Here is a 17,486-nt window from a genome sequence, read left to right as displayed (position 1 = left end):
GAGTATACCTATGCAAAAGCAAGTTATTGAATTCGCTGGCGAACCCGTCGGCATCGTCATACCGGACAACGACCGGCTGAAGTTCATCGCGGTGAAGTTCCACGTTCACGATCTGGACGAACAGAAGTTCGACAGCGCCGACGACGTGCGGATTGCCATCCGCGATCTCGTGCGCAACCGGAATCTGGCCGCAGTCGCCTGATGCGGGAAAACTTTCGCCCGCTCACAGAACCGTCAAAAACCGACCGCGCCAAATATCGGACCCCGAACAGCGGTCCGATGGCGCGCTCTTCTCTTGCATGCCTCTTCTCTTGCATGTCTTGCGCGATAATCCGGCTGCCTGCATTGCGCTGACCGCAGATCGCCAAATCTGCCCTGAAGAATAGAGCATAAAGGCACCCCACCTGCTCCCCATCCTCAGGCAGAAAACATTCCAGCAAAATCAAAGTGGCGCATGGCCCCCGTGCAAAATGGCACTCCTGGGGCTCTACCCCGCGGCCCGCATGTATCGTCAGATAGGCTGCATCAAAACGCGGTAAACGTCAGCGTCGTCAGCGAGCGCACGATTCCCGGAATATTGACGATGTTCTGGTTGATGAACTTGCCGATATCCTCTTCCTGCGGCAGATAGATTTTCAGCAACAGATCATATTCACCGCTGGTGGAATAAAGCTCGGAAACCAGTTCCGTTTTATAGATGGCGTCGGCGACATCATAGGTCTTGCCGGGCTCACATTGAAGCTGAACGAAAATGGGCTTCACGGACATCTCCCGTATTTGAACTTTCGGTGCATGGCTGCTCGTGCCAGGCGTCATGGCGCACTATTGGCTGAGCTGCGTCCGTCTTGCAAGGCCGGTTACCGGATTACGCCGAAAACTGGCCCGGCATGCCGTTCGCCCCAATTGCGGCCTCGGAAACGATCCATCGCCGAAAACTCTCAAGCGGAGCATAACCGGTGCGATCCGGCATGCAAGCGAGATAATAGGCTTCCTCGCTCTCCACTTCCCCCGCGACAGCCGCAACCAGACGACCGCTTCGCAACTCTTCCTCGATCATGAAGGACGGAATGAGCGACGCCCCGACACCGGCGCTCGCCGCCTCGGCAATCGTCGTGAACTGATCAAAAAGCATGCCATGCACATTGTCGAAACTGACGCAATGACTGCGAAACCATTGTTCCCAGGCGTCCGGCCGGGTCGTCATGTGCAGCAACGGGACATGCAGCAGATCGTCCGGCTTTGAAAGTCCGTGTCGCTCCTTGAAGGCCGGGCTGCAGACCGGAATGACCTTTTCATGCATAAGGAAAACCAGCTCGGTGCCCGGCCAATGCGGCAATCCGAAATGGATCGCCGCATCAACAGTGTCCGTGCGGAAATCGAATAGCGATGATCGCGTCAGAAGATTGACCGAAACGCCCGGGTGTCTGGCAATGAAATCGGGAAGACGCGGCACCAGCCAGCGCGTGCCGAAGCTCGGCAGGACGCCGAGATTGAGCGTGCCGCCATCCGGATTGGCGCGCAGGTTGAGTGAGGTCGTCGATATTCGCCGCAACGCCTCGCGGATTTCCCTTGCATAACCCTCCCCGGCCCTTGTCAGCCGGATCGTCTGCCTCTCGCGCAGGAATAGCGCCGCGCCAAGCTGCTCTTCAAGCGCCAGAATTTGGCGGCTGACCGCACCCTGCGTCAGCCCCAGTTCCCTCGCCGCGGCGGTGACACTGCCCGTCCGGGAAGCGGCTTCGAAAGCCGCCAGCAGCGAAAGCGACGGCAGAAAACGGCGTGGCGGCAGCACCATATTCCCTCACGGAATGAACTCTTGACGATATGTCGATATTCAACAGGCAAGACCGCTTGTAAAGTCCTATAAACAAGGGCTTGTCACTCATACGAAGAACAAATGAACTGGCCCGGAACATGGTGGAACGATGTATAATGACCCCCGCTCGCATGGCCTCTGGGAAAAGACCGCGCCACAGCCGCCCGTAACGCCCGCCGTGGAGGGCGCAACGGTTGCTGATGTCGTCATTGTCGGAGGTGGCTTCACCGGCCAGTCCGCCGCCCTTCATCTTGCCGAATGCGGTGTGGATGTCGTTCTTCTCGAAGCAAGGGAAATTGGCTTCGGCGGCGCCGGCCGCAATGTCGGTCTCATCAATGGCGGCATGTGGGTCATGCCGAAAGAACTGCCCGGCGTGCTGGGTTCGACTTACGGCGAACGGCTTCTCGATCTTCTGGGCAATGCGCCCCTCCTCGTTCGCGAGTTGGTGGAGAAACACGCGATTCCCTGCGAAATCGAAAAAAACGGCACGCTGCATTGTGCCGTCGGCGACAAAGGGCTCGCCGAAATCCGCGAGCGCTGCGAACAATGGGCTGCGAGAGGCGCACCTGTCCGCATTCTTGATGCCGAGGAGACAGCGAGACGTACCGGCAGCACGGCCTATTCCGGTGCGCTTCTGGATACACGCGCCGGTACGATACAGCCGCTCGCTTATGTTCGAGGCCTTGCCGCAGCCGCCCGGAAAGCGGGTGCACGTCTGCACACCGAAAGCCCCGCGGTAGCGACCGAACGCAGCAACGGAAAATGGGTGGTGAAGACGCCGCAAGGGTCTGTAACCGCCAACTGGATCGTTGTGGCCACCGAAGCCTATAGCACCGGCCCATGGCAGATCGTTCGCGATGAACAGATCTACCTACCCTATTTCAATTTCGCGACGAGACCGCTCGGCGACAACCTGCAAAAGAGCATCCTGCCCGGCCGTGAAGGTTGCTGGGATACGAAGGAGATTCTCTCATCCTTCCGCATGGACAAAGCCGGCCGGTTGGTTTTCGGCAGTGTCGGTGCGCTACGCGGCACCGGCGCCGCCATTCATCGTGCCTGGGCAAAACGATCGCTAAAGCGGCTTTTCCCGCAGCTTGGAGACACGGAATTCGAATGTGAATGGTATGGCCAGATCGGCATGACGGACAATGCCGTTCCACGATTTCACAAATTTGCGGAGAACGTCGTCGGCTTCTCGGGCTATAACGGCCGCGGCATTGCGCCGGGCACGGCCTTCGGCAAGGTCATTGCACAGCATATTCTCGGTGACATCGCCGAGGCAGAATTGCCGCTGCCTTTGACGGAGCCGAAAGCGCGGCCTGTCCGGGCATTGAAGGAAGCCTATTACGAGGCAGGCGCACAGATCGCCCATTTCGCCGGCGAGCGTTTTTGATCGGACTTCCAACGCACGACACGAACGTTCGGGCCGATGCTTCATTACGACGTTCGCCGTTATCAGATGCGCTCACCGTCCCTCATCCCTATGCTTCTCACCAGGATTCAGCCAGCCCGCTAAGGGCTTTTTTCCACCCCATCGATATATCCTTGAAAATATAATGAATGCCCTATAGGCCTATCGATATATTCATAGGAATATTTTGAAACGGGGTAACACACCATGAGACTTTTGCGTCGCAGCTTTCTCAAAACCATTGCCGCAGCCACATCCTTCTGGATGGCGGCCTCACTCGCGGCCGTTCCGGCCCATGCAGCCGAAAAAGTCACGGTGTTTGCCGCCGCGAGCATGAAAAACGCCCTCGACGCCATCAATGCCGAATGGGCAAAGGAAAGCGGTAACGAAGCAACCGTTTCTTATGCAGCAAGCTCGGCGCTGGCCAAGCAGATCGAGCAGGGCGCACCGGCGGATATCTTCATTTCCGCCGACCTTGCATGGATGGACTATATCGCCGAAAAGAAGCTGATCAACGCTGACAGCCGCTCCAATCTTCTCGGCAACCGCATCGTTCTCGTCGCTCCGGCTGACAAGGCAAAGCCAGTCGAGATCAAGCAGGGCTTCGATCTTGCTGCTCTGGTGGGCGACGGCCGTCTGGCCATGGGCGCAGTCGATTCCGTACCGGCGGGCAAATACGGCAAGGCCGCTCTGGAAAAACTCGGGGTCTGGTCCTCGGTCGAACAAAAGGTCGCCGGCGCGGAAAGCGTGCGTGCCGCGCTGCTGCTCGTCTCGCGCGGCGAAGCACCCTATGGCATCGTCTACCAGACCGATGCCGCCGCCGATCCGGGTGTGAAGATCGTCGGCGCCTTCCCGGAAGACAGCCATCCGCCGATCATCTACCCGGTCGCCATTCTTTCGGAAGCCAAGTCCCCGGCAGCAAAAGCCTATCTGGATTTCCTGAAGTCGGCCAAGGCAACGCCCTTCTTCGAAAAGCAAGGCTTTACCGTTTTGAAATAAACTGCCTTTCGTGAGCCCAGCCTATTGGCCGCGAGAGATGACGATTGCAGGATATGGCATTGCCTTGGTGGACACTCAGCCCTGATGAATGGACGGCAATCAGGCTCAGCCTGTGGGTGTCCTCCATCGCCATGCTCGCCAGCCTGCCTTTCGGCATTGCGGTTGCCGTGGCGCTGGCGCGCGGCCGCTTCTGGGGCAAATCGCTTCTTAACGGCATCGTCCACCTGCCGCTCATCCTGCCGCCCGTCGTCACCGGCTTTCTGCTACTCGTCCTGTTCGGCCGCCGGGGCGCAATCGGGCAATTTCTCGATAGCTGGTTCGGCATCGTCTTTTCCTTCCGTTGGACCGGGGCGGCGCTCGCCTGCGCCGTGATGGCCTTTCCGCTGATGGTGCGTTCCATCCGGCTCTCCATCGAAGCGGTGGACCGAAAGCTGGAGGAAGCGGCGGGCACATTGGGGGCAAGCCCGTTCTGGGTTTTCCTCACTGTCACGCTTCCTCTGACATTGCCTGGCATCATCGCCGGCATGATCCTGGCTTTCGCCAAGGCCATGGGCGAATTCGGCGCGACCATCACCTTCGTGTCCAATATTCCCGGCGAGACCCAGACTTTGTCCGCCGCCATCTATACCTTCACCCAGGTTCCGGGCGGCGATGCCGGTGCGTTGCGGCTAACCATTGTCTCCGTCGTGATTTCCATGCTCGCTTTGCTCGTCTCAGAGTTTCTGGCCCGCATCATCGGCAAACGGGTGAGCATGGAATGACGCTTTCGGTCACCACCCGCCATCGCCTCGGCTCCTTCGAACTCGATGCGTCATTCACCTCGCAAGGCGGCGTCACCGCGCTGTTTGGACGCTCCGGTTCCGGCAAGACCTCGATGATCCGCATCATCGCCGGCCTGCTGCGGCCGGATGAGGGACAGGTTTTGCTGGACGGCGAAGTGCTGGCCGATGGCGAAAAGCGACTGTTCGTGCCGGCCCATAAACGCCGTTTCGGTTATGTCTTTCAGGAGGCGCGGCTTTTCCCGCATCTCAGCGTGGCGCAAAATCTGCACTACGGTAGCTGGTTCACCGCAGACAAAACGAAGGTCGCGCAGGAAGACCATATCATCGACATGCTCGGCATCGGCCATCTCTTGCAGCGGCGTCCAAACAAACTCTCGGGCGGCGAAAAACAGCGCGTTGCCATCGGCCGCGCACTGCTTTCTTCCCCCAGACTGCTGCTGATGGACGAACCGCTCGCCTCGCTGGACGAGCAGCGGAAAGCCGAGATCATTCCTTATCTCGAACGGCTGCGTGACGAGACGAAAATCCCTGTTGTCTATGTCAGCCACTCTATTCAGGAGGTCGCCCGCCTCGCAGACCGCATCGTGGTGATGAAGGACGGCAAGGTGGAAGCGCAGGGAAAAGCAGCCGAGGTGCTGGCGAGACCGGATTTCAGCACGCATCTCGAACGGCGCGAGGCGGGTAGCATTCTTTCCGGGCACATTGAAAGCTTTGATGAGCGGCACGGACTTGCCGCCGTGAGGCTAAAGACCATGCTGCTCCATGTTCCGGCCAAAAGGGGAACATCCGGCAGCCCGGCGCGCGTGCTTATACCGGCGCGTGACGTGATGCTGGCAACCGTAAAACCCGAAGGCTTGAGCGCCCTCAACATTCTCGAGGGACGTGTCGCAACTGTCTCAGCCAGTGAAGACGGCATGGTCACGGTTCAGGTGGATTGCAGCGGCGACATCATCCAGTCGCGCATCACCGATCTGTCACGCGAGAGGCTGCAGCTGGAACCCGGAAGACTAGTACATGCGATCATAAAGTCGGCGGCTCTTGATCCCTATTGAGGGCCGCGTCGGGATTACGATTGGCCTCCAGCCAGTCGATATCGGCGCGCAAGGCCTCGTTCATCCGCTTTTCCATGCCGCGGTAACGCTCCAGAACCTCAGTGCCGAAAGCGGTCAGCGCCGCACCGCCGCCCTGTTTGCCGCCACGCTGCGATTCAATAACCGGTTGCCGGAACATATGGTTCAGCGCATCCACCAGCAGCCATGCGCGACGATAGGACATGTCCATCGCTCGCCCGGCGGCAGAGATGGAGCCGGTCTCGACAATCAGCTCCATCAATTCGATCTTGCCGTGCCCCAATCGCTCTCCGGGCGGAAAATCGATACGAAGAACAGGTTTCAGTGGAGCGAGGGCCTCACTCATCGTTCAAAGGCTCCGTCCATGAAGATCGCGATAGGCCTTTTGCGCTCCATCCACCGGCAAGGCCGTCGCCTCATAGACGCCCCGCGCCACCGCGCGCGCCATCACGATGGTGGCAAGATGGCAAAGTTCGGCGAAATGAACGCCGCCCTCAAGCGGCTTTTCGCCGGTCGCGGCCGCGAACATGGTGTCGCCGTCGCTTGGCAGATGGGCGGGCAGAACGGCGCGCGCCAAACCGTCATGCGCCATGATGGAAAGGCGATGCGTCTGCGCCTTGGTGAGCGCGGCATCCGTCACCACCGCACCGATGGTCGTTGCCGTGAGATTGACCCCCTTGAGGCTCAGCGCGGTATGATCCCGCTCGAAACGATCGGGAAAACCGCAATCGCCATATTCACTCCGCACTTCAAACGGCGCGGACCAGAAATGGCGGCTCGTTCCAACCGTTGCGGAGCCGAGCGCATTGACGGCAACGATGGCCGCCACCTTATAACCGCCGGAACTGACGGTGCTTGCCGAACCGAGCCCGCCCTTGAAGGTGGCGGTCGTCGCACCCGTTCCAGCACCGGCTGTTCCGAGTTCGAAGGGCGTCGCACGCGCCGCCTTGAAGGCTGCATATCCCATCTCGCGATAGGGTGAATGCAGACCCCAATCCTTGTCGCCACCATTCAGCAGATCCATCAGGATCGCCTGCGGCACGATGGGAACGCGGGTGGACCCGACCTGCAGGCCACGCCCGATTTCGCGCAGCCCGGCCTGAACGCCGCCCGCCGCATCCAGTCCGAAGGCAGAACCGCCCGACAGCACGAAGGCGTCCACCGTTTCCACCGTCATCGCGGGGTCGAGCAGGCCGGTATCGCGCCCGCCCGGCGCACCACCCAAAACAGAACCGGAAGCGATGACGGGCTTTTCGAAAACAATCGCCGTAACACCGGAGCCAAGGGCAAGATCGGTGACATTACCGACCGAAACGCCGCCTATGTCAGTCAGAAGATTTGTGAGTGCCGCCATGCCGTTTCCCTTTTCTCCCGGTATCCCGCCACCATCAGGCACTGTCAACGCAAAACGTGACGTGCCTGATGTCGACGACAAGCCGCGATCAGGAAAAGACAGCCGTTCCGATCACCGGCGTCGAGGGAACGGCCATGTCCCTCGGCTCCAGCGGCCCGGAGAGATATGCCTGATGGCCGGCTTCTATGGCGCGAGCGAAAGCCTCCGCCATGCCGACCGGATCACCCGCGCCCGCAACCGCCGTGTTGAGCAGAACGGCATCGTAACCAAGCTCCATCACCGTGACCGCATGGGACGGGCGGCCGATACCGGCATCGACAATCATCGGCACATCCGAAAAACGCGCCCGCATGGATTTCAGCGCCGTTAGATTGAGCGGTCCCATGGCGCTGCCGATCGGCGCGCACCAGGGCATCAGTACCCTGCAACCCGCCTCCAGCAGCTTTTCGGCGACGACCAGATCGTCCGTCGTATAAGGAAAGACCTCGAAACCATCGTCGCAGAGGATTTTCGCCGCCTCGACAAGTGCGAAGACATCGGGCTGCAACGTATCGTGATGGCCGATAACCTCCAGCTTGATCCAGTTAGTGCGGAACACATCGCGGGCCATCTTTGCCGTCAGCACCGCTTCCTTGACCGTGTGGCAGCCGGCGGTATTGGGCAGAATTTGGCAATCCAGCTCGCGGATAAGCTCGAAAAACTGACCGCCCTTCTTGCCGCCCGCCGTTTCCCGGCGCAGCGAAATTGTCAGAATATCCGTGTTGCTCGCCCGCACGGCGTCGGCAAGCACGGCAGGAGACGGATAGCGCGCTGTGCCGAGCAGGAGACGGGATGAGACCTCGCGGCCATAGAGCGTCAGCATGGTTTCAGCCTCCCTGCATCGGCGAGAGGATTTCGATACGGTCAAAGGCCTTCAACCTATAATCGGCGCGCTCTTCCGAATGCACCAGGTCACCGTTCACCGCCGTCGCCAGCCACTCACCCTCGTATTCGAGGCTGGCAAGCAGGCCGGCCAGCGTCTCGGCGGCGAGATCAAGCTCGTCGCCATTCACCAGAAGTTTCATGATCCCGTTCCTTTTGAGAGAGAGTTTGGCAAACGAATTCAGCCGCCTGCCGCGCCATCGCCGGCGACAGCAGAAAGCCGTGCCGGTGCGCGCCGTTGATGAAAATGGTCCGGCCATCCTGCGTGACATCAGGCAGATTGTCAGGATAGGCGGGGCGCACGCCGGTGCCCGTCTCGATGATTTCCGCCTCCGCGAAAGCCGGATGCACGGCGTAGGCGGCATTCAGGAACTCCATCATCGAGCGGGCGGAAATGGCGCCCGCATCTTCCGTCTCGATCATCGTTGCGCCCACCATGAAACGACCCGGCTCGCGCGGCACGATGTAAAGCGGAATGCGCGGATGCAGCAGCCGGACAGGACGAGACAGGGAAACCTCCGGCGTGGCGAGATAGAGCATTTCTCCCCGCACACCGCGAAGATCGGAAATCCCGCCGATTGCCGCAGAGCCAGTGCAATCCACCACGCGGTCGAACGGCTCTTCATCCAACGGGATACCCATATGGAACCGTACACCCATGGTGCAGAGCCGCTCATGCAGCGATTTCAGTGCAAGACGCGGATCGAGGTGCCCCTCGCCCGGGAAATAAAGCCCGGAACGAAATCGCCCGGCAAGATCAGGCTCCAGCGCGGCGATTTCGCCCTCATCCACCCAGCGATAGCCAGCGGTCCGCGATGCGAAACGCGAAAGCTCCACCTTGTCGCGGGCTGGCGCAACGACCAGCGTACCGTGCCGCACGACAAGGCCGGGTGTCGCTTCATCCCACCAGTCGAGCGCCGCCTGACCGAGCGTCAGAACCGCTGCTTCAGCGCTTTCACGCTCACACCAGGGCGCCAGCATGCCGCCCGCATACCAGGATGCACCGCGAGAGGGTTCGGCATTGCGCTCGCAAACCTCGACGGTAACGCCGGTCCGCACCAGTTCGAAGGCCGCCGTCAAACCGGCGACCCCCGTTCCCTTGACCAGAATGCGCATGCTATTCGGCATCCGCAGGGGTCGCGAGCGGCATGTAAAGCTCACCGCCTTCCTTGAAGCGTGCGGCCATGGCCTCCAGCCCCTCCTTCTGCGCCTCGGCGCGGATATCGTGGGAAATCCGCATCGAGCAGAATTTCGGCCCGCACATGGAGCAGAAATGCGCGACCTTGTGCGCTTCCTTTGGCAACGTCTCGTCATGGAAGGAGCGCGCCGTATCCGGGTCCAGCGACAGGTTGAACTGGTCCTCCCAGCGGAACTCGAACCGCGCGCGCGACAGCGCATCGTCCCGCACCTGCGCTGCCGGATGGCCCTTGGCGAGATCGGCGGCGTGGGCAGCGATCTTGTAGGTGATGACGCCGACCTTCACGTCGTTACGGTCAGGCAGGCCGAGATGTTCCTTGGGCGTGACGTAGCAGAGCATCGCCGTTCCGAACCAGCCGATCATCGCAGCACCGATGCCCGACGTGATGTGATCGTAACCGGGCGCAATATCGGTGGTGAGCGGCCCGAGCGTATAGAAGGGCGCCTCGCCGCAGGTCTTTAACTGCTTGTCCATGTTTTCCTTGATCTTGTGCATCGGCACATGGCCGGGGCCTTCGATCATCACCTGGCAATCCTTCGCCCAGGCGATCTGCGTCAACTCGCCGAGCGTCTCCAGCTCGGCAAACTGAGCCGCGTCATTGGCATCGGCAATCGACCCGGGACGCAGGCCATCACCAAGCGAGAAGGAGACGTCATAGGCGCGGCAAATGTCGCAAATCTCGTCGAAATGCTCATAAAGGAAACTTTCCTTGTGGTGATGCAGACACCACTTGGCCATGATCGAACCGCCGCGCGAAACGATGCCGGTGACGCGGTTGACGGTGAGCGGGATGTAATGCAGCCGCACGCCGGCATGGATGGTGAAATAATCCACGCCCTGTTCCGCCTGCTCGATCAGCGTGTCGCGGAACACTTCCCAGCTCAGATCTTCGGCAATGCCGTTGACCTTCTCAAGCGCCTGATAAAGCGGCACCGTGCCGATCGGCACCGGCGAGTTGCGGATGATCCATTCGCGGATATTGTGGATGTTGCGGCCGGTCGACAGGTCCATGACGGTATCCGCACCCCAGCGGATGGCCCAAACCATCTTCTCCACCTCTTCAGCCATGGAGGAGGTGACGGCGGAATTGCCGATATTGGCGTTGATCTTGACGAGAAAATTGCGGCCGATGATCATCGGCTCAAGTTCCGGGTGGTTGATATTGGCCGGAATGATGGCGCGGCCCGACGCCACTTCCTGACGCACGAATTCCGCCGTGACATAATCAGGAATATGCGCGCCAAAGCTTTCGCCGTCACGCGCGAGCTTTTCTTTCACGGCCTCGCGCCCGAGATTTTCGCGGATGGCGATGAATTCCATTTCCGGCGTGATAATGCCCGCCCTGGCATAGGCAAGTTGCGTCACCGCCTTGCCCGCCGTCGCTTTCAGCGGCTGGTGACGCACACCGAATTCAGGCGTCAGGCGCTCGCCTGTGGCAAAGCCGTTATCCTCCGGCTTGACGTGTCGCCCCTCATAAGCCTCGACATCACCGCGGGCCACGACCCAGTCTTGACGCAGGCGCGGCAGACCCTTTTCAATCAAAACGGCATGGGCAGGATCGGTATAGGGGCCGGAAGAATCATAGACCGTCACCGGCGGTTCGCCGGCTGTGGGATGAACGGCGATCTCGCGCATCGGCACGCGGATATGGGGATGTAGAATGCCGGCTTTGTGGATTTTCGTGGAGGCGGCATGCGGCCCGGTGGTGACCGTAAGCGGGATAGTCTTGGCAGCGATATTCATCTTGAGGCTCCAAAGTTTGACAGTGGAGACCCAGTTCGAGCCGGAATGATGGAAAATACCGAATTGCCGAAACGCAACGTCATGCGCCCGCCCGACATCAGGTCTTTGCACCGTCCCTACGCCAGTATGAACTGGATCAGGTTCAACGGGTCACTGCGCATGAAAGCAGAATCTCAGCCCCTTGACGGGACACCCCTGGTGAATGGTCTCAGCAAAAAACACCGCCCGGCATTTGTCAAGGCCGACGATCCGTACTTGGCAAAGGTGCGGGAATGTCGCATGCTGCCGTTAGTTGTAATTAACCTAACGGTTTAGGCGAATATTATCGTTTGCGGCATAACGATAAGCACAAACCTACCTAATGTTGATTTCATTGGAGATACGTCGGAATGAATGCGACTATTCGTGAAATACTGGCAAAATTCGGCCAGCTTCCAACCCCCGTCGATACGATTGCAGACGAAGCCGATCTTTATGCAGCGGGCCTTTCTTCCTTTGCGTCGGTACAATTGATGCTCGGCATCGAAGAGGCATTCGACATCGAATTCCCCGACAATCTCCTGAACCGCAAATCCTTTGCGAGCATCAGGGCGATTGAAGACACCGTTAAGCTCATTCTGGATGGTAAAGAGGCAGCCTGATGAACGTCACCGTAGCGCCGCAGGATGAAACGCTGTCCGCGCGCGCGGGCCGTGTCGCGGCAATTGCCGCCAGACATGCGGATGCGGTAGATTTCACCGGCCGCTTTCCGCAGGAAGCTGTTGATGCGCTGCGACAGGAACGTCTGCTCGGCATTCAGGTCCCCTCTTCGCTGGGCGGTGAAAGCGCTTCCTTACAGGAAATCGCCGATATCTGCGCCCGGCTCGGGCAGGCCTGTTCGGCAACCGCGATGATTTTCGCCATGCACCACATCAAGCTGTCAAGCCTTGTGGAACATGGCGTCGAGAGCAACTGGCATCCGGGCTTCATGCGTCGCGTTGCCAACGAACAGCTCCTGCTCGGCTCCGCCACCACGGAAGGCGGCATCGGCGGCAATCTGCGCAACTCCATCTGTGCGATCGAAGTCGAAGGCGATAGCTGCCGGCTGGAGAAGGATGCCACCGTCATTTCCTATGGCAGCAATGCCGATGCGATCCTCATCACCTCGCGCGCTCACAAGGATGCCGCGCCCGCCGACCAGGTGATGACCGTCTTCCTGAAAAATCAGTACACGCTCGAAAAGACCCATGTCTGGGATACGCTCGGCATGCGTGGCACCTGTTCCGACGGCTTCCTGTTCCGCGGCGAAGCGCCGGCGGCGCAGATATTCCCGAAACCCTTTGCCGAAATCGCCGCACAATCCATGCTTGCAAGCTCGCATCTCCTGTGGAGCGCCGTCTGGTACGGCATCGCGTCGGACGCCGTGCTGCGCGCCCAGTCTTTCGTCAGAGCCGCGGCGCGCAAATCGCCGGGCACCGCTCCTCCCGGCGCAATCCGCCTTGCTGAAGTTTCCACCAAGCTGCAGGTCGTGAAATCCAACATCATCGCCGGCATCAAGGCTTACGAGGACACCAAGAGCGACCCCGAAAAACTGATGTCGATGGCCTTTGCCGTCGCCATGAACAATGTGAAGATTTGCTCTTCCGAAACCATTCTCGAGATCATCGACCACGCCATGCTGGTCTGCGGCATCATGGGCTACAAGAACGGCACGCCCTATAGCCTCGGCCGGCACCTGCGCGACGCACATTCCGCCCGATTGATGATTTCCAACGACCGCATTCTCGGCAATTCCGCCAATCTCCTGCTGGTTCACAAGCAGGACACCAGCCTCTTGGGATAAGACCATGGACATGCAAACATCGTTTCTCGATCGACTGTTCGAAGAAGGCCTGCTGATTGAAACCGGTGTGGACGGTCTTTATGGACGCAGCGGCCAGTTCGAGGATGTGATTGCCGCCTTCGAGCGGCTGATCGACCGCACCGGTGGCGCCGATGGCGCCGAAGCGATCCGCTTCCCGCCCGGCATCAACCGCGCCTATTTCGAAAAGAGCGGTTACATGAAGAGCTTCCCGCAGCTCGCCGGCACGGTCCATTCCTTCTGCGGCTGTGAACTCGACCATGTCAGCTTGCTGAAGACGATGGATGAGGGCGGCGACTGGACCAAGGACCAGAAAGCCACCGACATCGTGCTGACGCCGGCGGCCTGCTACCCGCTCTATCCGACGATCGCCAAACGTGGCGCCCTTCCCGCCGGCGGCGGTCTCTATGACATCCAGTCCTATTGCTTCCGCCATGAACCCTCAAAGGATCCGGCGCGCCAGCAGCTTTTCCGCATGCGTGAATATGTCTGCATGGGCACCGAGGCGAACGTCACCGAATTCCGCCAGACCTGGATGGATCGCGGCGTGGAAATGATGAAAGCGGTCGGGCTCGACGTCACCATCGATATCGCCAACGATCCCTTCTTCGGCCGCGCCGGAAAAATGCTCGCCAACAACCAGCGCGACCAGAACCTGAAATTCGAACTCTTGATCCCGGTCACATCGACGACGAACCCAACAGCCTGCATGAGTTTCAACTACCACCAGGATGCCTTCGGCCAGAAGTGGGGCCTGAACCTCGATAATGGCGATGTTGCCCATACCGCCTGCGTCGGTTTCGGCCTTGAGCGCATCGCGCTGGCGCTGTTTGCGCATCATGGTCTCGATGTGAAGAAATGGCCTGCGAAGGTCGTGGAAACGCTCTGGGGCTGATCATTCATGCGGCAGATTTTTCCCGGTCTCGATCCCCAAAATTATGTGCAGCATCCGCTCCATTCCTCCGAGAGAATGTGGCCGGAGACCAATTGCTACATCGATTTGTGGATCGAAGTGCTGGCCTCGAAGGGCCTGCCGCCAGAGGCCATGTTCGGTTTCACGCTGACGCAGGATTTCGAAGGCGACCAGTTCACCTTCTTCAAGGTGCCGCTGGAAGACCTCGAGGCGCTTTATGGCGTTCGCACCACCGAGCTTGCGATCTTCGACAGGGTGGAAAATCACATCGACGCGCAGCTCGCACGCGGCCGCATCTGCCTGATCGAGATGGACAGCTTCTATATGCCTGATACCCATGGGGTGGGCTACCGCAAGGAACATGGCAAGACCACCATCGCCATCAACCGGCTCGACCTCGAAAACCGCGAACTCGACTATTTCCACAATGCCGGCTTTTTCCATCTTGCAGGCGAAGATTTTGACGGTCTGTTCCAGCATCATCTCGCCGAGACCGACCCACCCTTCCTGCCCTATACCGAATTTGCAAAATTCGCGGATAGCAGCCCCTCGCCCGCACATATTCGCAAGACGGCCGAACGGCTCCTGAAGTTCCATTTTTCCAGACGGCCCTCCACCAATCCGGTCCGCGCTTTTGCCGGCGTTTTTCCGACGCAGGTGGAAAAGGTCGCCGACCGACCCTTCGGTTTTTTTCACAAATACGCGTTCAACACGCTGCGCCAGCTCGGCGCCAATTTCGAACTGGCGGCAAGCCACTTCGAATGGCTGGACGCGGACGGTTTTTCTGAAGCAAGAGACCACGCGCTCAAGATTTCCGAGGTTGCCAAGACCGTGCAGTTCCAGCTTGCCCGCGCCGTCACCCGCCGCAAATTTGATGCGCTGGCCACCGTGCTCGATCCAGCAGCGGATGCATGGGACGGCGTAATGGAAGCGCTTTCGACTAAACTCACTGATGCCAGCGAGGCCGCGTGAGGACTTATCTTCCCGGCGAAAGCGAGGAATCGCTGAGTGAAGGCTGGACGCTGACGCTGACACCGGCCGATGCCTATGAGACGCCGGCCGATATTCCCGCATCGCTCGAAAGCCTTCACGTTTCCGTTCCCGGCACCGTGGCGCAGGCTCTGGAGGCGGCCGGAAAATTCGACCGTCTCGCTCCGCGCCCCCTCAATGACAGGGATGCCTGGTACCGGCTGACAATGATTTCCGATGCCCGGGAGCGTGCCGCCCTGCGCTTCGATGGTCTCTCCACCATTGCTGAAATCTTCTTCAATGGCGAGTTGATCGCCGCGAGCCAGAGCATGTTCGAAAGGCTGGAAGTGCCGGTCGAACTCACGGGCGCGGACGAGCTTTGCATCTGCTTCCGGGCGCTTGCGCCGAGACTTGAAAAAACCGGCCCCCGCGCCCGCTGGCGGCCGCAGATGATGAATACCCATGGTTTGCGTCTGATCCGCACCACCGCACTCGGTTACATGCCCGGCTGGTGCCCGGAAATCCACGCCGCCGGCCCATGGCGGCCCATCAGTCTGATCAGACAGGAAGCTGTACTTTGCACGCTCCGATCTTCGCTGGACGAAGCAGGAACGGGAACGGTCGCCATCGCACTGGAAACCAAGCGGCCCATACAATCGGCACGGCTTGGCTGCGCGGGTTATAGCGCCGATCTTTCCAAGGATGAGAACGGCAAGTTTTCCGGCGAGCTCCACATACCCGATGTCGAAACATGGTGGCCGCACACCCATGGCAGGCCTGCGCTGCACGACACGCTTTTGGAACTGGACGGCGAACAACATAGGCTGGGGCGTACCGGCTTCCGGCGGGTCGAGATCGATCATGGCGAAGACGGTAACGGTTTCGGCCTCAAGGTGAACGGTCAGCCGGTCTTCAGCCGCGGTGCGGTCTGGACGACGGCCGATATCGTGCGCCTGCCGGGAACACGGCCGGACTACGAGCCCTGGCTGAAAAAAGCCGCGGAAGCCGGCATGAACATGATCCGCATCGGCGGCACCATGGCTTATGAGACGCCGGATTTTTTCGCGCTTTGCGACGAATTGGGCATTATGGTCTGGCAGGACGCCATGCTCGCCAATTTCGATTACCCGGCAAAGGACGAGAGCCTGCGCCAGCATATCGTCACGGAAATCTCGCAGTTCCTCGAAGCCACCGCGCTTTCTCCATCGCTCACCGTCTTTTGTGGCGGCAGTGAAATGTACCAGCAGGGCGCGATGCTCGGTCTGCCGGAACAGATATGGAAGGGAACGCTCACCGAGGAGGTTCTGCCGGAACTCCTTGCCGAGAAACGGCCGGATGCAGCCTATGTCGCCAATTCCCCCTCCGGCGGTGCATTGCCCTTCTTTCCCAACGCCGGGGTCGGCCACTATTACGGCGTGGGCGCCTATTGCCGCCCGCTGGAAGATGCGCGCCGCGCCGATCTGCGCTTCGCCGCCGAATGCCTCGCCTTCGCCAATATTCCCGAACAGGAAACACTGGACAAATATCTACCCGGCGTGGCCGTGCACGATCCGCGATGGAAGGCGTGCGCACCGCGGGATCGTGGGGCATCCTGGGACTTCGAGGATGTTCGCGGCCATTATCTGAACCTGCTCTACGGCGTCGAACCGGATGTTCTGCGTCGCGAAGACGGCGGCCTTTATCTCGACATGTCCCGTGCCGCCACAGCCGAGGTCATGGAGGCGACTTTCGCCGAATGGCGGCGCAGCGGCTCCTCCTGTCAGGGCGCTCTGGTCTGGACCCTGCAAGATCTCGTTCCCGGCGCAGGCTGGGGTGTCATCGATGCCACCGGCCGGCCCAAATCTGTCTGGCACGCGTTGAAAAGGGCGTTCCGCCCCATTCAGGTTACTTTTTCCGATGAGGGCACGAACGGGCTGGATATACACCTCATCAACGAGACCGGCGGCGGCCTCGAAGCCATGCTGGAACTGACCTGCCTGCGCGAAGGTGTCCAACCCGTCGTCCACGCCAAACGACCGCTCACGCTTTTACCCCGACAGAGCCAGACCATTGCCGCAACAGATTTGTTCGGCGCCTTTTTCGACACGACCTATGCCTATCGTTTCGGCCCTCCATCCCATGACGTTACCGTCGCCCGGCTTCGCGACGTTGCGACAGGACATGTGATCGCCGACGCATTCCATTTCCCTCTCGGCCGTAAAAAGGCGCTGCACGCCGCAAACCTTCAGGTCGCGATCAGTGAAACGAGCGGCAACTGGTCTCTTGAAATCGGCACGGACCGACTGGCGCAATCCGTCCATGTCGAAGTGCAGGGTTATTACGCCTCGGAAAACTGGTTCCACCTCGGCCCCGGCGAAACCAGAAAAATCAGCCTCCTGCCGGAGACCCCGGCGACGGAAGCTCCTCCTTCCGGAGAGGTCGTCTCACTGGGTTCCAGCCGGCGATTTTCCTTCTAGGGGATGACGGCCAGGCA

At 60.0% G+C, this 17,486-nt stretch carries 18 protein-coding genes and 1 riboswitch; of the genes, 10 read left to right on the top strand and 8 right to left on the bottom strand.

Features of this window, described 5'->3' with window-relative positions:
- Positions 1 to 10: 10 nt before the first annotated feature.
- Positions 11 to 202: a hypothetical protein gene (locus BS627_RS23675; protein ID WP_003492264.1), complete on the top strand. Its 192-nt coding sequence runs from the start codon at positions 11 to 13 to the stop codon at positions 200 to 202.
- A 323-nt stretch (positions 203 to 525) separates the two neighbouring features.
- On the opposite strand, the gene BS627_RS23670 is transcribed toward BS627_RS23675, so the two are convergent.
- Together BS627_RS23670 and BS627_RS23665 are read right to left on the bottom strand one after the other, a co-directional pair.
- Positions 526 to 762, bottom strand: coding sequence for an Lrp/AsnC ligand binding domain-containing protein (locus BS627_RS23670; protein WP_003521320.1), 237 nt, complete (start codon positions 760 to 762; stop codon positions 526 to 528).
- 103 nt (positions 763 to 865) lie between these two features.
- The gene (locus tag BS627_RS23665) at positions 866 to 1,792 is read right to left on the bottom strand and encodes a LysR family transcriptional regulator (RefSeq protein WP_077985569.1); all 927 of its coding nucleotides are present in this window, start codon (positions 1,790 to 1,792) and stop codon (positions 866 to 868) included.
- Between the two features lie 130 nt (positions 1,793 to 1,922).
- On the opposite strand from BS627_RS23665, the gene BS627_RS23660 reads away from it, so the two are divergent.
- From BS627_RS23660 to modC, 4 genes are all read left to right on the top strand, one after another.
- On the top strand, positions 1,923 to 3,206 hold the full coding sequence (locus BS627_RS23660) for an NAD(P)/FAD-dependent oxidoreductase (RefSeq protein ID WP_077985568.1): 1,284 nt from the start codon (positions 1,923 to 1,925) through the stop codon (positions 3,204 to 3,206).
- Between the two features lie 225 nt (positions 3,207 to 3,431).
- Positions 3,432 to 4,223 (top strand): molybdate ABC transporter substrate-binding protein, encoded by a 792-nt coding sequence (gene modA / locus BS627_RS23655; RefSeq protein ID WP_077985567.1) that lies wholly within the window; start codon positions 3,432 to 3,434, stop codon positions 4,221 to 4,223.
- Between the two features lie 53 nt (positions 4,224 to 4,276).
- Positions 4,277 to 4,984, top strand: a complete 708-nt coding sequence (modB, locus tag BS627_RS23650) for a molybdate ABC transporter permease subunit (protein WP_077985566.1) — start codon at positions 4,277 to 4,279, stop codon at positions 4,982 to 4,984.
- Complete coding sequence (gene modC / locus BS627_RS23645) at positions 4,981 to 6,057, top strand: molybdenum ABC transporter ATP-binding protein (protein ID WP_077985565.1); 1,077 nt, start codon at positions 4,981 to 4,983, stop codon at positions 6,055 to 6,057. Before modB ends, modC begins: the two co-directional genes overlap by 4 nt.
- On the opposite strand, the gene BS627_RS23640 is transcribed toward modC, so the two are convergent.
- The 6 genes from BS627_RS23640 to thiC form a co-directional block, all read right to left on the bottom strand.
- Positions 6,026 to 6,421 (bottom strand): winged helix-turn-helix domain-containing protein, encoded by a 396-nt coding sequence (locus BS627_RS23640; RefSeq protein ID WP_077985564.1) that lies wholly within the window; start codon positions 6,419 to 6,421, stop codon positions 6,026 to 6,028. The two genes, modC and BS627_RS23640, sit on opposite strands and share 32 nt — an antisense overlap.
- A 3-nt stretch (positions 6,422 to 6,424) precedes the next feature.
- Entirely contained in the window at positions 6,425 to 7,429 is a 1,005-nt protein-coding gene (locus BS627_RS23635) for a P1 family peptidase (protein WP_077985563.1), read from the bottom strand.
- 88 nt (positions 7,430 to 7,517) lie between these two features.
- Positions 7,518 to 8,291, bottom strand: coding sequence for a thiazole synthase (locus tag BS627_RS23630; RefSeq protein ID WP_077985562.1), 774 nt, complete (start codon positions 8,289 to 8,291; stop codon positions 7,518 to 7,520).
- Between the two features lie 4 nt (positions 8,292 to 8,295).
- Positions 8,296 to 8,493, bottom strand: coding sequence for a sulfur carrier protein ThiS (gene thiS, locus BS627_RS23625; protein ID WP_077985561.1), 198 nt, complete (start codon positions 8,491 to 8,493; stop codon positions 8,296 to 8,298).
- The gene (thiO, locus tag BS627_RS23620; protein WP_077985599.1) at positions 8,462 to 9,466 is read right to left on the bottom strand and encodes a glycine oxidase ThiO; all 1,005 of its coding nucleotides are present in this window, start codon (positions 9,464 to 9,466) and stop codon (positions 8,462 to 8,464) included. The genes thiS and thiO overlap by 32 nt, the downstream gene beginning before the upstream one ends.
- Before the next feature lies 1 nt (position 9,467).
- Positions 9,468 to 11,291 (bottom strand): phosphomethylpyrimidine synthase ThiC, encoded by a 1,824-nt coding sequence (gene thiC, locus BS627_RS23615; protein ID WP_077985598.1) that lies wholly within the window; start codon positions 11,289 to 11,291, stop codon positions 9,468 to 9,470.
- A gap of 95 nt (positions 11,292 to 11,386) precedes the next feature.
- Positions 11,387 to 11,498: riboswitch (TPP riboswitch) on the bottom strand.
- A 182-nt stretch (positions 11,499 to 11,680) separates the two neighbouring features.
- On the opposite strand from thiC, the gene BS627_RS23610 reads away from it, so the two are divergent.
- From BS627_RS23610 to BS627_RS23590, 5 genes are read left to right on the top strand one after another with little or no spacing between them, the layout of a single operon-like run.
- The gene (locus BS627_RS23610; RefSeq protein ID WP_003521307.1) at positions 11,681 to 11,932 is read left to right on the top strand and encodes an acyl carrier protein; all 252 of its coding nucleotides are present in this window, start codon (positions 11,681 to 11,683) and stop codon (positions 11,930 to 11,932) included.
- Positions 11,932 to 13,113 carry an acyl-CoA dehydrogenase family protein gene (locus tag BS627_RS23605; protein ID WP_077985560.1) on the top strand — a complete coding sequence of 394 codons (1,182 nt, stop codon included), beginning with the start codon at positions 11,932 to 11,934 and terminating at the stop codon, positions 13,111 to 13,113. Before BS627_RS23610 ends, BS627_RS23605 begins: the two co-directional genes overlap by 1 nt.
- Before the next feature lie 4 nt (positions 13,114 to 13,117).
- On the top strand, positions 13,118 to 14,026 hold the full coding sequence (locus tag BS627_RS23600; RefSeq protein ID WP_077985559.1) for an amino acid--[acyl-carrier-protein] ligase: 909 nt from the start codon (positions 13,118 to 13,120) through the stop codon (positions 14,024 to 14,026).
- Positions 14,027 to 14,032: 6 nt separating this feature from the next.
- On the top strand, positions 14,033 to 15,016 hold the full coding sequence (locus BS627_RS23595; RefSeq protein WP_077985558.1) for a DUF1839 family protein: 984 nt from the start codon (positions 14,033 to 14,035) through the stop codon (positions 15,014 to 15,016).
- Positions 15,013 to 17,469, top strand: a complete 2,457-nt coding sequence (locus tag BS627_RS23590) for a beta-mannosidase (protein ID WP_077985557.1) — start codon at positions 15,013 to 15,015, stop codon at positions 17,467 to 17,469. The genes BS627_RS23595 and BS627_RS23590 overlap by 4 nt, the downstream gene beginning before the upstream one ends.
- The last annotated feature ends 17 nt before the right edge of the window (positions 17,470 to 17,486 follow it).

This window comes from Agrobacterium salinitolerans (assembly GCF_002008225.1).
GTDB lineage: Bacteria > Pseudomonadota > Alphaproteobacteria > Rhizobiales > Rhizobiaceae > Agrobacterium > Agrobacterium salinitolerans.
Note: the sequence above shows the minus strand (reverse complement) of the source record. Positions and strands in the feature narration are given on the sequence as shown.

Excerpts from the sequence above, each read along its gene's own strand:
- BS627_RS23675 (WP_003492264.1), top strand. The coding sequence starts at position 11 with ATGCAAAAGCAAGTTATTGAATTCGCTGGCGAACCCGTCGGCATCGTC.
- BS627_RS23665 (WP_077985569.1), bottom strand. The coding sequence starts at position 1,792 with ATGGTGCTGCCGCCACGCCGTTTTCTGCCGTCGCTTTCGCTGCTGGCG.
- BS627_RS23660 (WP_077985568.1), top strand. The coding sequence starts at position 1,923 with ATGTATAATGACCCCCGCTCGCATGGCCTCTGGGAAAAGACCGCGCCA.
- modA (WP_077985567.1), top strand. The coding sequence starts at position 3,432 with ATGAGACTTTTGCGTCGCAGCTTTCTCAAAACCATTGCCGCAGCCACA.
- modB (WP_077985566.1), top strand. The coding sequence starts at position 4,277 with ATGGCATTGCCTTGGTGGACACTCAGCCCTGATGAATGGACGGCAATC.
- modC (WP_077985565.1), top strand. The coding sequence starts at position 4,981 with ATGACGCTTTCGGTCACCACCCGCCATCGCCTCGGCTCCTTCGAACTC.
- BS627_RS23640 (WP_077985564.1), bottom strand. The coding sequence starts at position 6,421 with ATGAGTGAGGCCCTCGCTCCACTGAAACCTGTTCTTCGTATCGATTTT.
- BS627_RS23635 (WP_077985563.1), bottom strand. The coding sequence starts at position 7,429 with ATGGCGGCACTCACAAATCTTCTGACTGACATAGGCGGCGTTTCGGTC.
- BS627_RS23630 (WP_077985562.1), bottom strand. The coding sequence starts at position 8,291 with ATGCTGACGCTCTATGGCCGCGAGGTCTCATCCCGTCTCCTGCTCGGC.
- thiS (WP_077985561.1), bottom strand. The coding sequence starts at position 8,493 with ATGAAACTTCTGGTGAATGGCGACGAGCTTGATCTCGCCGCCGAGACG.
- thiO (WP_077985599.1), bottom strand. The coding sequence starts at position 9,466 with ATGCGCATTCTGGTCAAGGGAACGGGGGTCGCCGGTTTGACGGCGGCC.
- thiC (WP_077985598.1), bottom strand. The coding sequence starts at position 11,291 with ATGAATATCGCTGCCAAGACTATCCCGCTTACGGTCACCACCGGGCCG.
- BS627_RS23610 (WP_003521307.1), top strand. The coding sequence starts at position 11,681 with ATGAATGCGACTATTCGTGAAATACTGGCAAAATTCGGCCAGCTTCCA.
- BS627_RS23605 (WP_077985560.1), top strand. The coding sequence starts at position 11,932 with ATGAACGTCACCGTAGCGCCGCAGGATGAAACGCTGTCCGCGCGCGCG.
- BS627_RS23600 (WP_077985559.1), top strand. The coding sequence starts at position 13,118 with ATGGACATGCAAACATCGTTTCTCGATCGACTGTTCGAAGAAGGCCTG.
- BS627_RS23595 (WP_077985558.1), top strand. The coding sequence starts at position 14,033 with ATGCGGCAGATTTTTCCCGGTCTCGATCCCCAAAATTATGTGCAGCAT.